At 43.4% G+C, this 15,452-nt stretch carries 10 protein-coding genes; 3 read left to right on the forward strand and 7 right to left on the reverse strand.

The window, feature by feature from the left end; all coding sequences use genetic code 11:
* Positions 1-485: 485 nt before the first annotated feature.
* Together ACTQ16_RS13480 and ACTQ16_RS13485 are read right to left on the reverse strand one after the other, a co-directional pair.
* The gene (locus ACTQ16_RS13480) at positions 486-989 is read right to left on the reverse strand and encodes a hypothetical protein (RefSeq protein ID WP_441937846.1); all 504 of its coding nucleotides are present in this window, start codon (positions 987-989) and stop codon (positions 486-488) included.
* Complete coding sequence (locus tag ACTQ16_RS13485; protein WP_441937847.1) at positions 989-2,077, reverse strand: AAA family ATPase; 1,089 nt, start codon at positions 2,075-2,077, stop codon at positions 989-991. Before ACTQ16_RS13485 ends, ACTQ16_RS13480 begins: the two co-directional genes overlap by 1 nt.
* A 1,559-nt stretch (positions 2,078-3,636) precedes the next feature.
* Here ACTQ16_RS13485 and ACTQ16_RS13490 point away from each other — a divergent pair.
* The 3 genes from ACTQ16_RS13490 (at position 3,637) to ACTQ16_RS13500 (ending at position 8,579) form a co-directional block, all read left to right on the forward strand.
* Positions 3,637-4,488, forward strand: a complete 852-nt coding sequence (locus ACTQ16_RS13490; protein WP_441937848.1) for an Rpn family recombination-promoting nuclease/putative transposase — start codon at positions 3,637-3,639, stop codon at positions 4,486-4,488.
* A gap of 84 nt (positions 4,489-4,572) precedes the next feature.
* Positions 4,573-6,138 carry an AAA family ATPase gene (locus ACTQ16_RS13495; protein WP_441937849.1) on the forward strand — a complete coding sequence of 522 codons (1,566 nt, stop codon included), beginning with the start codon at positions 4,573-4,575 and terminating at the stop codon, positions 6,136-6,138.
* Positions 6,139-7,202: 1,064 nt separating this feature from the next.
* Entirely contained in the window at positions 7,203-8,579 is a 1,377-nt protein-coding gene (locus tag ACTQ16_RS13500) for an ATP-binding protein (RefSeq protein ID WP_441937850.1), read from the forward strand.
* 432 nt (positions 8,580-9,011) lie between these two features.
* On the opposite strand, the gene ACTQ16_RS13505 is transcribed toward ACTQ16_RS13500, so the two are convergent.
* The 5 genes from ACTQ16_RS13505 to ACTQ16_RS13525 all read right to left on the reverse strand — a co-directional run bounded on the left by ACTQ16_RS13505 (position 9,012) and on the right by ACTQ16_RS13525 (position 15,406).
* The gene (locus ACTQ16_RS13505; protein ID WP_441937851.1) at positions 9,012-9,287 is read right to left on the reverse strand and encodes a type II toxin-antitoxin system YafQ family toxin; all 276 of its coding nucleotides are present in this window, start codon (positions 9,285-9,287) and stop codon (positions 9,012-9,014) included.
* Positions 9,284-9,484 carry a hypothetical protein gene (locus ACTQ16_RS13510; RefSeq protein ID WP_441934514.1) on the reverse strand — a complete coding sequence of 67 codons (201 nt, stop codon included), beginning with the start codon at positions 9,482-9,484 and terminating at the stop codon, positions 9,284-9,286. Before ACTQ16_RS13510 ends, ACTQ16_RS13505 begins: the two co-directional genes overlap by 4 nt.
* 857 nt (positions 9,485-10,341) lie before the next feature.
* Complete coding sequence (locus tag ACTQ16_RS13515; protein WP_441937853.1) at positions 10,342-11,481, reverse strand: OmpA family protein; 1,140 nt, start codon at positions 11,479-11,481, stop codon at positions 10,342-10,344.
* Between the two features lie 34 nt (positions 11,482-11,515).
* On the reverse strand, positions 11,516-11,866 hold the full coding sequence (locus tag ACTQ16_RS13520; RefSeq protein ID WP_441937855.1) for a hypothetical protein: 351 nt from the start codon (positions 11,864-11,866) through the stop codon (positions 11,516-11,518).
* A 102-nt stretch (positions 11,867-11,968) separates the two neighbouring features.
* The gene (locus ACTQ16_RS13525) at positions 11,969-15,406 is read right to left on the reverse strand and encodes a FlxA-like family protein (protein WP_441937856.1); all 3,438 of its coding nucleotides are present in this window, start codon (positions 15,404-15,406) and stop codon (positions 11,969-11,971) included.
* Between the last annotated feature and the right edge of the window lie 46 nt (positions 15,407-15,452).

Here is a 15,452-nt window from a genome sequence, read left to right on the forward strand (position 1 = left end):
GACGCAGATTTTTTACCTTTTTACCTTTTTACTTTTTTACCTTTAAATAGCTCTTTCACCTTTAAAAGTTCCCCAGGCGGTCCCATCCCGCAAAATATGGCGAGGGCTTTGATGCCCCGCCAACCTTAGAGCGAAGCGGTTCTGAGCACCGGAGGGCGGTTACATCCCCTGTCCCCTGAGGGGAAAGGGGCTTGGGGAAAGCGGTGGAGCCCTCCTTGGCTAAGGAGGGACGGGGTGGATCGAAAAGCTCCCTCTTTGGCTAAGGAGGGACGGGGTGGATCGAAAAAGACAGCACTGCAGGGCGATTACATCCCTTGCCCTTTTGGAAAGGGCGAGGGCTTGGGAGTGGGTTAAGGACCCTCCCGCAGGGGAGGGACAGGTGGGGCAAAAACACCTCTTTGGCAAAGGAGGGACGGGGAGAATCGAAAAACGCGGTTACATCCTTTCGTCCCTAACGTTTCTACCTACAGGAGCGGAAGTTTTTTTTACTTCCTTCTTCTCCTAGGGATTTCAACTGTTGGCTCGTAAGCTTTCAATCCTTCATCACCAGTAAAGATTTCAACTTCATATCCTAAATCTGTATAATATTTTACGACCTCAACTATAGAAGCGTCGCCTAAAGCTTGCCCTCCTATAACAGTAGTCTTCCACTTCTCTGCCAACTTTTTTAAGGTTTCAGGATTCCACAAACTGCTTTGTTCAGTAAATGCTGCCCATGGTGATTTCTCATCAGCTGAATCAATCATGATTTGAGCAAATTCCTCACCTAATGACTTTTTATCTCCCGAAGTATGAGCTATATGATTTCCAGTCTCAATGATTGTTGCAAGAGGCAGAATAAAGGTTGTTCTTTTCTTCTTTTCTTCCTCTATTTTCTCAGAGACCATCTCGTATGTAACCAAGGCATTGCTTGGACCACAAGTTTCCTTGCCAGGTACTTTGAGCCAAACACAAAGTACACTCGTATCAATCACCAATACCTTTCTCATTATATTTTATCATTAACCATCATTCTACCAATTGTTCCAGAAGCCATCAATTTGGCAAGATTCTCTTTTTCTTCCAAAAGATTAACATGGCTATCACCATGCTCATCACGAGTAACATAGCTGATAAACGGAATCATCTTGTTTCCTAACTCATCTAACAAGACTGGATTATGCGTCGTACAGAGCACATCAACCTGGCGCTGTCGTGACAAATCCTTCAACATATCAACCAACTCCTTAGCACGAGAAGGATGCAAGCCATTATCCACCTCTTCGATAAGCAACAAACTATAAGGTGCAACCGTCAAAAGAGCTACGACAATCGCTATAAAACGAAGCGTTCCATCACTCATACCTCTTGCATCAACAGGCTGATCAGGATTCCAGTCTTCATAACAATAAAGCATGGCATCCGACTTAATCAGACCAACAGGCTCAGATATGACCTTGTTAATATCACGCTCAGGAAGCGGTCGAACATAGCTAGACACCAGCGCTTCCACCTTCTTCTTTTCCTCTGGAGACAACGCACATAAGACACCTGCTACATTACTACCATCAGACTTCAACTCTTTTGAAATCTTGCAGTAATCACGCATCTTAGCAGGAACAGGATCAAGAATGATGATATTTCTAAAAGTAGCATATATCTTTGTCCAAAAATCCAGAAGTATTGGAACATCATACGTTTTCCATGTGATATTGCGCGCAGAATCAATAAACTTACCAGGAACGACATCACCGTCTTCTATACCCAAACGACGGACTTCACAAGGACCAAAACTGAAAACCGAATTGCGCTTAACCACCCTCAGATTAAGAAGATAGAAACTTCCATCAATTTCTATTTCAATCTCTATGCAGAAAAAATCCTCCCCCCTACGGATAATCCAGTCTTCTCCACCTCTAACAGTCTGAATAGCATCAAGAAGACTCTTACCTTCTCCCACAGCATGGAGGAAGGCAAACGCATCTAAAACATTTGACTTACCACTAGCATTGGTTCCGATAAGGATACCCAAAGAATCTATATATATAGTAGAGTCCTTAAAGCTCTTCCAGTTTAGTAACCTAATCTTTGTAATCATTGCCCATGTTTATTTAAACTAGATAATTTAATTTGCAAAGCTAATCATTTTTTCTGATATAAACAAATAATTCGCAATAATTCTGCAAGTTAACAGCAAATTATCCGAAAAGCAGCCCTTCTAAAGTCCCACACGGATCTCACAGATCTCACGGATTTTTTACCTTTTTACCCTTTTACCTTTAAAAGTCACGCAGATTTCGCAGATGACGCAGATTTTTTACCTTTTTACTTTTTTACCTTTAAACAGCTCTTTTACCTTTAAAAGTTCCCCAGGCGGTCCCATCCCGCAAAATATGGCGAGGGCTTTGATGCCCCGCCAACCTTAGAGCGAAGCGGTTCTGAGCACCGAAGGGCGGTTACATCCCTTGTCCTTTTGGAAAGGGCGAGGGCTTGGGAGTGGGTTAAGGACCCTCCCGCAGGGGAGGGACAGGTGGGGCAAAAAAACACCTCTTTGTCAAAGGAGGGACGGGGTGGATCGAAAAACCTGACGGGGTGGATCTAAGATTACATGACGACGCAGGAATCTCTGCGTCGGGACGTAGGAAAGATTACGTCGCCATGTAGTAGAGGCTACGTCGGGACATAATTTTGAGGTATCTATAAGGAATTAGATCAGATACTTTATAAATTTACCACCTTTCTTATACGCACACGGAAAAAGTTTTTTCGTGAAAAAAGTCTCAAAGTATCATCTTTTCGACTAAATTCCGATATAAACATCTGATATACAATAAGATAAAAGAATGATACTTTTTGGATTACTTTACAAAAAGTATCATAGAAGTATCATAAATTTGATAGAAGTATCATGAAAACCGTCATTGAAGCATCACAAAATCGCCATAAAGCATCATGCATAATAGCGAAGCTGCCGACCCGCAAGAAGTGCCCAAAAATCGTCCGACACTTTGGGCACTTAATGCCCGCCGTACGGGCAACGACTGCCCGTTACTTGTTCTCCCAATGCCCGACACTTGGTCCCTGAGTGCCCACTTGACGGGCAGGGACAGACCGCTTAATGGTCTCTAACAGACCACCTTATGTGCTGTTTTTCCTAATCCTGCTTGTCAATCTTTTCTCTTATTCCTATTTTGTGTTTACATTCTTTATATCTTGGAAAAATAGACACTTTCATTTTTGTAAAACTGGAATAGTAGACACTTCTTTTTTAGTCTTTTAAATCGACTCAAAGCCGAATTTCATGATATTTCTTCCGGATTTATGATACTTTAATGATACTTCTTGTAAAATAATCAGAAAAGTCTCATTCGTGTATATTACAGAATATCAGTTGTTTATAAGAATATTTCACAAAATAATGATACTTTGAGACTTTTTCACGCAAAAAACTTTTTTTGTGCAGGAAATAAATATGGAGGAAACTTTATACCACACCCTTATGCGTTTTTATGTGGAGTCACGCAGATTTTTTACTTTTTTACCTTTTTACTTTTTTACCTTTAAATAGCCTTTTTACTTTTTTACCTTTAAAAGTCCCCGAAAAGCTTGCAGGTTTGAAAATAAAGTCGTAACTTTGCGCTATAGATTTAAAAACAGATGGTTATGAAGTACTTAGATCCTAAGGCAGACCTCACGTTCAAGAAGATATTCGGCAATCATCCCACAAGACTGATCAGTCTCCTGAACGCCCTCCTGCCACTCAGCGACGAGGAGCAGATACACGAAATCAAGTATCTGCCTACAGAACTTGTGCCCCTGCTCGAAGGGGGCAAAAACACCATCGTGGATGTACTCTGCACAGATGTCAGAGGCAGGAAGTTCTGCGTGGAAATGCAGATGGAATGGTCTGACGCATTCCAGCAGCGAGTATTGTTCAATGCATCCAAACTCTATGTGAGTCAGGCTAAAAAGGGAGGAAAATACAGTGAACTCCAACCTGTATATTCCCTGAATCTTGTGAATGATATCTTTGCGCATGATACTCCAGATTTCATCCACAACTATCGCATCGTACATGATAAGGACAGCAATAAGGTCATCGAGGGCTTGCATTTCACTTTCATTGAACTCCCTAAGTTCACTCCTCATTCCATTGCGGACAAGCGCATGATGGTACTGTGGCTGCGTTTCCTCACAGAAATCAATTCCAATACAAAGGAAGTACCAGCCGACCTGCTTAATGACCCGGAGATTGGAAAAGCCGTAGAAGAACTGGAGATTTCCGGTTTCTCGGATGCCGAACTCAGAGCCTATGACAAGTTCTGGGATTCCGTAAGCGTTGAAAGAACCCTCCTGGATGACAGATACCAGAAAGGCATAGAGAAAGGTATGAACCAGCGAAGCCTTGAAATCGCCCGAAACCTTCTGTCCCTTGGGCTTCCTATCGATCAAATAACCCAAGCCACTGGCTTGACGGAAGAAGAGATTGAACTGCTGAAGGAGAGCTGATGGCACAAACTTTTTCCACTTATGCTTGGCTAATTCAGATTTTCTTCGTAATTTAGCAGCGCAAAACGTAAAGCATATAGGATTATGGCAAAAATAGTAAATTGCTATCCCGTAGGGATACAGACATTCTCGAATATCCGAGAGGGCAATTATCTCTATGTAGACAAGACCCAATATATCGTGGATTTCCGGGAGAAAGGAATGAAGTATGTCTTTCTGAGTCGTCCGAGACGATTCGGCAAGTCGCTCTTTGCCTCTACCCTCCAGGCTTATTTCGAGGGAAGAAAGGAACTTTTCGAGGGATTGGCCATTGCTGATTACGAGAAGGAATGGGTGAAGCACCCTGTGCTCCATTTCGATATGAGCGGTGCCAAGCATTTTGATGCTGACGCCCTGAACAGTTATCTGAATCTACGACTTTTGCCCTACGAAAAGCTTTACGGCAAGGGAGAAGGTGAAAACTATCCTAATGAAAGACTGGCTGGTATTGTAAAGCGTGCTTACGAGAAGATGGGCGAAAAGGTGGCTGTCATCATCGACGAATATGATGCCCCTCTGCTGGACGTGGTGCACGAGAAGGAGAACCTGCAACCCCTTCGTCGCATCATGCAGAACTTCTACAGTCCTCTGAAGATGCTAGACCCATACCTGGAGTTCACCTTCATCACCGGCATTACCAAGTTTCCTCAGTCTAGCATATTCAGCGGACTCAACAACCTCGATAATATCAGCATGTTCGACCAGTATTCCGCCATCTGCGGCATCAGCAAGACAGAGCTTACCACCCAGATGAAACCGGATGTGGCAGCGCTGGGTGAAGCCCTTGGCATGACATACGAGGAATGCCTGGCAGAACTGACAAGATTCTACGACGGCTATCATTTCAGCAAGAAATCAGAGGACATCTTCAATCCATTCAGTCTGGTAAAGGCTTTGAATGCAGGCAAGATTGCTCCATATTGGTTTGGTTCCGGCACGCCGTCTTATCTTATCAAGACGTTGCAGAAGTATCACGTCAATGTGATGGATATCGAGAAAAAGTCATGCGATGTGGATGACTTTGATGTTTCACCGGAAATGATGACTTCAGCACTTCCGCTGCTCTATCAGAGTGGTTATCTCACCATCAAGAAGTATAACCCGCTGCTGCATCGCTATACTCTTGAATATCCAAACAGGGAGGTTAAAATAGGCATGCTCAAGAGTCTTGCGCCCAACTATCTTTCGCCGATTTCTCTGGACAACAACAGTCTGGTAGGTGATTTCCTGGAGAAGCTCTATGAGGCAGATGTCGAGGGGGCGATGGTGCGACTGAAAGCATATCTTGCCAGCATCTCCAACCGGTTGAGCAACAAGAGTGAGCGGGATTTCCAGACGGTGTTCTATCTTGTCTTCAATCTGATGGGTGCCCACATGAGGGTAGAGGAGAACAGTGCGATAGGCAGGGCTGATGCCGTGGTTTATATGCCGGATGCCGTGTTTGTTTTCGAGTTGAAGTATGATGGTTCTGCAGAGGAAGCAATCAGGCAGATTGATGAAAAGGGATATCTGATTCCTTATTCTGCCGACGGCAAGCGTCTCTTTAAGATTGGCGTTAATTACGACAGCACCCAGCGCACCATCAGCGAATGGAAGATCAAGGAAGAATAATTCATCTGATGATTTATTTCATCGGATGAATTGTTCATCGAATCTCACGATTCTCACGGATTTTTTACCTTTAAAAGTCACGCAGATTTCACAGATTCTCACGGATTTTTTACCTTATAAAAGTCACGCAGATTGCGCAGATGACGCAGATTTTTTACCTTTTTACTTTTTTACCCTTTTACCTTTAAAAGTTCCCACAGATTTCACAGATTCACACAGATTTTTACCTTTTTACTTTTTTACCTTTTTACCTTTAAAAGTCACGCAGATTTCACAGATTCACACAGATTTTTACCTTTTTACCTTTAAAAGTCACGCAGATTTCGCAGATGACGCAGATTTTTTACTTTTTTACCTTTTTACTTTTTTACCTTTAAATAGCTCTTTTACCTTTAAATAGCTCTTTTACCTTTAAATAGCTCTTTTACCTTTAAAAGTTCCCCAGGCGGTCCCATCCCGCAAAATATGGCGAGGGCTTTGATGCCCCGCCAACCTTAGAGCGAAGCGGTTCTGAGCACCGGAGGGCGGTTACATCCCCTGTCCCCTGAGGGGAAAGGGGCTTGGGGAAAGCGGTGGAGCCCTCCTTGGCTAAGGAGGGACGGGGTGGATCGAAAAAAACAGCACTGCAGGGCGGTTACATCCCTTGCCCTTTTGGAAAGGGCGAGGGCTTGGGAGTGGATTAAGGACCCTCCCGCAGGGGAGGGACAGGTGGGGCAAAGACAGCACTGCAGGGCGGTTACATCCCTTGCCCTTTTGGAAAGGGCGAGGGCTTGGGAGTGGGTTAAGGATCCTCCCGCAGGGGAGGGACAGGTGGGGCAAAGACAGCACTGCAGGGCGGTTACATCCCTTGCCCTTTTGGAAAGGGCGAGGGCTTGGGAGTGGATTAAGGACCCTCCCGCAGGGGAGGGACAGGTGGGGCAAAACACCGGAATAATTCCTCTTTTTACCCCTCATTATATTGGAATAATTCCTATTTTTACCCCTAAAAATGAAAGAAAAAGTCCTGAAAACTTGCGTAATTCCCTGAAAATAAGTATCTTTGCATCGGATAAAGCGAAAGACTTATGTTAGAACGTAAATTTACAGAAAGTTTGGAGAATTTTCTCCTCCATGAAACCCGGAAGATTCTGCTTGTCAATGGAGCTAGGCAGATAGGAAAATCGTATCTGATAAGATATGTAGGAAAGAAACTTTTCAAGCATTTTGTTGAGATAAATCTCAAGGCAGACCAAGAAGGAGATGGCATTTTTAAAACAGTAAGGAGCAAGGAAGACTTTTACTTGCAGTTGGGTGCTATGGCAGGTAACAATCTTGGAAGCAAGGAAGATACGCTGGTATTTCTTGATGAAATCCAGAGTTATCCTCACTTGATGACTATGCTTAAGTTTCTCAACGAGGATGGCAAATACCGATATGTGGCAAGTGGCTCCCAGCTGGGTGTCGCCTTGTCGCAGACCCCTTCTGTGCCTATCGGAAGCATCGCTATCCAACAGATGTATCCTCTTGATTTTGAGGAATTCCTGTGGGCGATGGGTTGTGGAAAGAAGGCGATAGAGAGCATGCGTCAGAGTTTTCTGGATAAGAAAGCCTTGAATGAGTCGATGCACAACTATATGCTCCAGCAGTTTAAAATTTATCTGCTAGTGGGAGGAATGCCTGATGCCGTCAATAAGTTTCTTGAAAATAGGAATATGGCTCAAGTGCGCAGTATACAGCGGGATATTCATGCACTTTATAGGGTAGATGCATCGCAGTATGATGATGAACGCAAGCTTGTTATCAGAAAGATATATGATATGATTCCATCGAATATGGAAAACAAGAAAAAGCGTATCATCGTAAAGAACATCGAAGGCTTGAAGGCGCATAAGCAGTTTAGCGACTATGCTGAGGAGTTTGAATATCTTACGAATTCAGGGGTAGCTTTATCGGTGCAGGCTATCAGCAATCCGAGTTTCCCGCTGATTGAGTCGGAGAGCAAGAATTTGCTGAAGCTCTATATGAATGATGTGGGTTTATTGACCAATATTCTTTATGGTACGAATATCAATGCGGTGTTGAGGGACGAGCGGAGTGTGAATCTGGGAGCAGTATATGAGTCAGTCATAGCTCAGGAATTTCATGCTCATGGTTATGAGCTTCATTATTATGATAACAAGCAGAAAGGTGAGGTGGATTATCTGATAGATGATTACAGGAATCTGACAGTTTTGCCAGTGGAAATCAAGTCTGGTAAGGATTATAGGGTGCATAGTGCGCTAGATAAGTTTCTGGATACCCCTGAATATCATATTCATGAGGCTGTGGTGCTGAGTAATGAGCAGAAGGTTTATACGGAAAATAGCATCACTTATATGCCTATATATTACTGTATGTTCTTTAATAATGAGATAGAAGACTCTAATCTGGTAATTCCAGAGATTCAGATGCCAGACATGTAAACAGAGTCCCACACGGATCTCACGGATTTTTTTACCTTTAAAAGTCACGCAGATTGCGCAGATGACGCAGATTTTTTACCTTTTTTACCTTTAAATAGCTCTTTTACCTTTAAAAGTTCCCCAGGCGGTCCCATCCCGCAAAATATGGCGAGGGCTTTGATGCCCCGCCAACCTTAGAGCGAAGCGGTTCTGAGCACCGGAGGGCGGTTACATCCCCTGTCCCCTGAGGGGAAAGGGGCTTGGGGAAAGCGGTGGAGCCCTCCTTGGCTAAGGAGGGACGGGGTGGATCGAAAAGCTCCCTCTTTGGCTAAGGAGGGACGGGCTGGATCGAAAAAGACAGCACTGCAGGGCGGTTACACCCTCTCGTACCTGAGGTTTCCGATCTAAACAAGGATTACTGAAGGGGGCATAAAGACTATGTAAGGGTGATTTTTAGAAGACATCACTATGAGAACCGGTATTAGTCATTACCAATACCAAATCCTCATTATTTTGTGTCCATATCAGCAACCAATCAGACATAATATGACATTCCCAGCTTCCTGCATATTGCCCAGATAGTTTATGCGGTTTATATTCAGAAGGTAATTGTCCTGTCTCTTCGAGTAAGCGAATTACCTTCTTTAGCTTTTCCATTGGAAGATTACTTTTTTTACAACGTTTCACATCCTTCTGAAAGTGTTTGGTAGCTATGATTTTGTATTTCATATTCCCAACTTTTCAAACATATCATCAGCACTTTTATACTCAGTAACTCTACCATGGCGAATATCATCCATTGCTTCCTCTATACCGGATTTTTTCTGATGATTGGGAACAATTACGACACCTTTCATTGACTCAAGTACCTTCTTAAGTCCTGCCATAACACTTTTGTCCTCCACTTGTATAGTTAATGTTGCCATAATCTTTTATTTATAAACGTTTAACTTTAGTTGCAAAAGTACGTTTTTTTCTTGAAACCACCAAGAAAAAAGCAAGAAATCTTAAAGTTATCAACCAATTATCCAATAAGCAGCCCTTCTAAAGTCCCGCAGTTCTCACAGATTCCCGCAGATTTTTTCTTTTACTATTTTACCTTATAAAAGTCACGCAGATTTCGCAGATGACGCAGATTTTTTACCTTTTTACTTTTTTACCCTTTTACCTTTAAAAGTCCCACAGATCTCACAGATTCACACAGATTTTTTCTTTTACCCTTTTACCTTTAAAAGTTCCCACAGATTTCACAGATTCACACAGATTTTTTACCTTTTTACCTTTTTACTTTTTTACCTTTAAATAGCTCTTTTACATTTAAAAGTTCCCCAGGCGGTCCCATCCCGCAAAATATGGCGAGGGCTTTGATGCCCCGCCAACCTTAGAGCGAAGCGGTTCTGAGCACCGGAGGGCGGTTACATCCCCTGTCCCCTGAGGGGAAAGGGGCTTGGGGAAAGCGGTGGAGCCCTCCTTGGCTAAGGAGGGACGGGGTGGATCGAAAAAGACAGCACTGCAGGGCGGTTACATCCCTTGCCCTTTTGGAAAGGGCGAGGGCTTGGGAGTGGGTTAAGGACCCTCCCGCAGGGGAGGGACAGGTGGGGCTAAAAAACACCTCTTTGGCAAAGGAGGGACGGGATGGATCGAAAAACCCCACTATTTTCAAACCCAAAAAGCGAGGCTTCTTGAAAAAGAAACCTCGCTAAAAGCATGGATTCAGGTAAGCTTTACAGGCTTGCCCCAAATCCAGAATTAGTGCTAAATAATATTTGGCACAAGCCAGATATTATTTAGCAATCATGATGGATACTCTGTTCTTGTCATTCTCTGCAAATGGCTGAACACGAGCACCCTTTGATTCTTCTGTGATGCGCTCAGCAGGAATGCCATAGCGCTTCTCCAACATCCAGACAACGGCTGCAGCACGCTTGGCAGCGATGCGGTCGTTCACTCTGTCATTACCAGTACCCTTGTCAGCATAACCGGTAACAACAACCTTAGCCTCAGGATACTTCACCAGGAAGTCGATGACCTCGAGAATCTTCTGATTCTCCTTGGCAGAAATCTTGTTAGAGTTGATGGTGAAGAAGATATCACGACGGATTTCCTCTACCTTCTTCTCTACTACAGGTGCTGGAGCAGGAGCAGGCTCCTCAACCTTCTGAACGGGTGCTGGAGCTGGTTCCGGTTCTACTGGCTTCTCCTTCTTGGTAGCACTCTTGCCCAGGTTGATGCGAAGACCAGCCAAAGCATTGAAATACCAGTCAGGGTTATCTGCCTTCTTAGAGTTGTACTTGTCTGAAATGACATTGGCATTACCCTCAAGCATCAGACTGACAGACTTGCTCACCTTGAATGCCAACTCGATACCGGCACGACCGTAAGGGCGAACCTTGGTACCATCCCAGAGATACTCCAGGTTGTAAACATTCAGGTTCTTCATGGTAGCAGCCAACTCATTCACCTCGTCATTATCCCAGGCGATGTTGGCACCTGCACCAGCGAAGGCAGTAACGTTCAGCACACGGTTAGGGTTCCAACCGCAGAAGAAGTTGCTGAGATTGAACATGAAGTCAACACCAGGAGCCACATATTTATATTTATACTGAGCGTTGTAAGGAGTCTCGCCCTTCTGAGCACGGAATCCAGCCCAACCGCCCTTGCTCTGCCAACCGTTAGCCTGCAGACGCATGCCGAAGACAGGAGAGAACTGGTAGCCCAAGCCCAGCTGAAGGTTAGGAGAGAGCAAATCACCGAACTTAGCCTCGCCGAGTGTATACTGAGCACCGCCCTGCAGATCCAGGAATGCGTGCTTCTCAAACTGGTACTCATTACCTTCCTTGTCGGTGTAAGTAGCCTGTGCCATGGCAGATATTGTGCCGAGGGCCAACAACGAAGCAGCGAACAAAGATTTCATTGTATTCATAATCATATCTTTTATTGATTAATAACTCTGTAGATTATCTTGTCAAGAGAGGCTTGGTGCTATCCGGTTTCAGCTCAATCACCTTAGAAGGTCTTGGCTTGACATAAACCAGCACAGCACGCAGTGTATCGCCATTGCCACTCAGATAATGCACCTTGACATTATCATTGGCAAGCATGACCCCATTGGCATACTGAGCATCCTTAACCGTAAAGATCAAGGTATCCTCGCCATTGAAAACTTTCATAGAACGGATGGTGTCACCATCAGGATTGATATCCACACTGGTAACGACTCCCTCTACATCTTTTATCTTCTCCTTGCAGGAAGAAAGAGAGAAGATGATACTGATCAAAGCGATCCAAACAAATACGAATTTCTTCATTTTCATCAATATCTATAAAAAGAAAAAAGGAGCTCCCCAAATAAATATGGGAAGCTCCTTTGGGTATGTTTAAGCTTCTAATTTGCTTAATTAATCAAACAATTACTTTGCACGCTTTACGGTGAATTCCATAGGGTATTTCATCTCGTGACCGAATGCGTCTGTAAGAGTAATAATCAAGTGAGACTTAACGTCCTTAAGTGGGTTAGATGTATTTGCCTTAGTCTTGAATACCATCTTCTTGTGAGCAGGAACAGCATTAGTTCCAGTAGTAGCTGCTACATCCTCGAATTCAACAGTAAAGAAGTCTGGATTTCCGCTTTCATCAGAAAGCAACTCTGCCTTGATGCTTGCATACTTATTCATTGCAGAGAATGACAACATACCACCGAATACTGTACCATCAAACTTGTTTGAACCCAAAATGTAGTCTAAGAGGTTAACATTATCAACTGTTACAACGCTACCGTATGTCAAGTAGTTAACGTCCTTGTAACCTGTAACCTTACCGTCAGTCAAAACTGGCTTCTTAGTCCAAGTATAAGACTGAGCTGCCTCATCCAATGGGCAAACGAATACTGTCTGAACAGTCTCAACAGGTATTACGTAATCAACGACTGCACCAGCATTATCCTTCTTTTCAGAAGAAATCTTACCATAGTTGTAAGAGATAGTAGTCTTATGCTCTTTTGTAGGATCAATCAAAGCTAAAGGTACATTAACAGTCCAAGTACCGTTCGTAACGTCTGTAACGGTAATAGGATCTGAGTACTTCTGGGTCTTAGGATTAAGTTTCATACCCTCAATTTCAAATTGAGTACCAGTCTTCAAACCATTAATAGCCTCAGTCATGTTCTTGTAACCTGTTTGAATAACAGTTGATGATGTCCAAGCATTATTAGCAGGATATACGTATGCTGTATACTTACCGCTTTCATCCTTCTGAGCAGCCTTCCACTTATAGCCCATGTGAGCAATAGTAGACTCTACTGTAGGGAGAACCTTAGCCAAAGAAACTTCGATTTCGTTCTCTACAAGCTTCTTAGAATTAAGAGTTGTAATCTTACCCTCAGCCTTGAGATTATCCTTCCAGTACAAAATGCTAGGATCTGAAGCACCATTAGGCAAGCTTGTTTTAATCAAAGTAAACTTAATATACTTAATATCACTGTACTTTGAAGCTTTATCACCATCACCATTCTTAGCATATTCAACTTTGAATGTAAGGTCTGTACCACCAACATTTGTTTTCCAAGTTTCAGGTAATACGCCAGCACCTTCAGTCTTATCCTTCAATGTGCCTGTAAGAGGCAACCATCCTGTATCATCACCCAAAGCCTTAGTAGCTTGGAGCTTACCACCAACTGTAGCTGTATTCTGCTGATCACCAACGTAAACTACGAAGCTCTGACCACCAACACCAGGTTTTCCGTCTTTTGGTGCCTCTGTCTTTGGTGCAAGAGTACCGTCATAGTTGATAGCAAAAACACGGAATCCAATCTCATCATCAGGCTTACCATTGATATTGATTGTAAGTTCAGCTGGCTTTCTAGGGTCAACCTCAACTACCTGACCGTATGCATTACCACCATAGCTATAGCTGTTCCAAGCATTGAGTTCAGATGCATCACTCTTCTTGTCAGTGTTATTGTCGTCACGTACTACATAGAAGTACTTGATCTTACCACCATATTCAGAGAAGTCAATCTTGATAGTTTCATTGTTCTTTGCTCTAACAACCTTTTTAGGTGTTGTTGTTCCAGCAGGATCAACATAAGAAGTTGTAGGCTTAGCCTCAGACAATTTGATAGAACCCTTTTCTGTCATTGTGCTTTCAGACCAAATTTTAACATCATTAATGTTATCAACAGCCTTGAATGGTTCTGCTTTAGGAACAGTAACATCATATGTAGAAGCTACATAACGATCCTCAGCATCCTTCTGAGTCTTGGTATTCTTGATTGCCACAGCATAGAGAATATGCTGATCCTTTTTAATGCCAGAAAGAACTTTCTGTTCAATAGCAGAAGATGCAACGCCAGCCTTTACTTTAACAGGGATTGTCCAAAGACCTGTACCCTTAGAAGCTCTTGTTAACAACTCTGTATACTGCTTTGGCTCACCAATCTCAAGAACATTATCCAAGTCATTGCCCTGAGAGTCTACCAACTTAATCATATCCTTTGTGAGGACGGCATTTGTTGGGTTTACACGAACCATAAGCTGCTTCTGGTTGTTGAATGGAGTATTCTCTACGAAAGCCTGCTGGTTTGGAGCTGCAGGAACCTTTTTTCCTGTATTATCTACTTCTTCCTTACCGAATTCATAGTTATTCTTTACCTCACCACTAATGAATTTCAACTGGATTGATTTTGGATCATTCGTAGTTACTGAATTAAACTCACCATTATCTAAGAATGAGCCCATCAAGCTAACTTCAGTTACCATTGTAGTGTACTCACCAATGATGTCCTTCAACTTGTTCTCGATGTTAGTAACCTTAGTAGCGAGACCGAGCTTAGTGTCATCGTCCTTTACACCGTTCAATACGCTCTCGATAGCAGCCAAACGTGTATCAAGTGTACCGAGCTCCTTGTTAGGCGTACCAACCTGAGCCTGGATAGCCTTGATTGCAGCAGCAACAGTGTTCTCTGCGCTGTAACCCTCGCCAAGAAGTTTGAGAGCATCAGCGATAGACTGCTTGTTTTCATCAGCCAGCTTCTTAGCATCATTGGCAGTCTTTGTTGTTGTTACCAAGTCAGCGAGAGCCTTTGATGCATCAGCAGCAGCTGTGTTAGCCTTGGTCTGAGCGTTACCGATAGCTGTGTTGAGTGCAGCTACAGCATCAGACAAAGCCTTGTCTGCAGCCTTCTTTGCAGCCTCATCCTTTGCAGCCTGCTCAGCCTGTGCTTCCTTGAGAGCCTTGCCAGCAGCATCAGCTACCTCCTTAAGATCCTGAGTTGTTGCATAACCCTTCAAAGTTTCGAGGATTTCAGCCTGAGCCTTCTCCAAAGCCTCAGCGTTCTTAGACTCAACAGCAGCGATAGCTTTGTTTGCTGCATTCTGTACCTCTTCAACCTCAGCCTTTGTAGCCAATTTCGTCAAAGTCTCAACGATTTCAGCATTTGCCTTCTCAGCATCAGCAGCAGCCTTGTCAGCAGCAGCCTGAGCAGCCTTAACAGCAGCCTCTAATTCTGCAACCTTACCAGTCTCGAGAGCGTCGATGGCAGCCTTCAATGTAGCATCTGCACCGTCAACATACTCCTTAGTTGCGTAGTCTGCCAAAACAGCCTTAACCTCATCAAGAGTTGTCTTCTTACCCAACTCAGACTGAAGAGAAGTGATGTCAGACTTGTTAGAAGAGATCAGAGCCTGGAGCTCAGCAACCTTCTGTGAAAGCTGATCGGCAGTAGCAAGCTTGTCGATCTGCTCTTGCAAGTTACTGATGTCATCATCATAATCCTTACAAGAAGTAAATGTACTTACGGATGAAAGTGTCAATACACCCATAAGCAGCGCGCTTAAATACTTTCTTTTCATACGATAAAATTTAATTAAAAATATTAATTGTTAACTTTAAGTTCTA

Source organism: Prevotella sp. LCP21S3_D2, assembly GCF_052118345.1.
Taxonomy (GTDB): Bacteria; Bacteroidota; Bacteroidia; order Bacteroidales; family Bacteroidaceae; genus Prevotella.